2 protein-coding genes are annotated in these 1074 nt (G+C 53.5%); both read left to right on the top strand.

What is annotated here, in order from left to right; all coding sequences use genetic code 11:
* Positions 1-445: VRR-NUC domain-containing protein (locus A9G05_RS26215; RefSeq protein WP_256548494.1), on the top strand; the 445-nt coding region annotated here is incomplete at its 5' end.
* Between the two features lie 16 nt (positions 446-461).
* Positions 462-1074 (top strand): type VI immunity family protein (locus A9G05_RS26210; RefSeq protein WP_139131278.1); only part of this gene is annotated, 613 nt, incomplete at its 3' end.

The following is a 1074-nucleotide window of genomic DNA, read 5'->3' as shown; positions in this document are numbered from 1 at the left end:
AAACCCACCGCAGCCGATTCTCGATAGCGAGACGGGCAGCAGTCCCCACGGCTGGATACCCGGGTGGATCAAGAAGTACTGGGATGAAGACCCGGAGCATCCACCGTTCAAGCCAGGAAAGGGGATGATTCGTAGGCCGGACGTGACCATCGTCAAAGACCCCAAGAGGCCGCCCACCCAGGACAACATCAAGCAGGTGGTGGAGATGAAGTTTCCGCCGGATCCGGCTGACCGAGAGCAAGCAGAGAAATATGCAGAAATTGCAGGCGACAAAAGTAAGGTGGTGGCGATGAAGTCAACGGACTGCGATTGCACTCAGGAAAGCCAGCAGTCCAAAGTGCCTGCCGAACAACTGGGCTGGGCAGCGACTGCTGCGCGTTTATTGATGATGGTGATAACCCGCCGACCTGCTCCGGGGTCAAAAATCCCCTCTCCCGCCTATTAATTTAAGAGGACGTGTTATGGACGAGCCAATCAACTTGGCCGAAGAACTCGCCAAGCAGCCCCATATTCTGGAAATGCCTGGCAACTTGCTGATGAAGGGCGGCCCCCAGGACTATATCGGCGCACTACTTTGCTTGCGCGGCACCTTGTACTTCAAAGAGGCTCACACGCCCATTGTGCGTGAAGCCTTATGTCAATGTTTCGACGCCTTCAAGCAACTGGCCGACCCTCACCTCACCTGGCTTTGGCGAGGTAAAGAGCCTCCAGAGGGCAAGCCGATGACGGCATATGCGGATGCAAAATCGCTGCGTGAGATGATGGGGGCAATGGACGAAGATGATCATCTCACTTTCTGTTATACCAGCGGCAAACAATCGAATGATGCCAGTGCTTGGCTATTTGATGTCTTTGGAAAGCGCGGCTGGCAAGCCAATATGGGGAATGGTCTCAGTGTTTTGGAGTTCTCGGTTCCACTACTTCATCAAGAGCTGAATCCCCTGGATTTCCTAAAGCTATTTCTACATTGCTCAAGACAGTTGTCTCCTGAGCAAGGCTATGCTGGATATGCTTTCAATCTAGCGCCTACGAATTGGGACGATAACGAGCCCACCGAAGCTTTTATGGCAGGTC

Source organism: Pseudomonas sp. ENNP23 (assembly GCF_001728945.1).
In the GTDB taxonomy this organism is placed as follows: domain Bacteria; phylum Pseudomonadota; class Gammaproteobacteria; order Pseudomonadales; family Pseudomonadaceae; genus Metapseudomonas; species Metapseudomonas otitidis.
The sequence above is the reverse complement of the archived record's forward strand: the minus strand, read 5'-3'. Positions and strand labels throughout refer to the sequence as shown.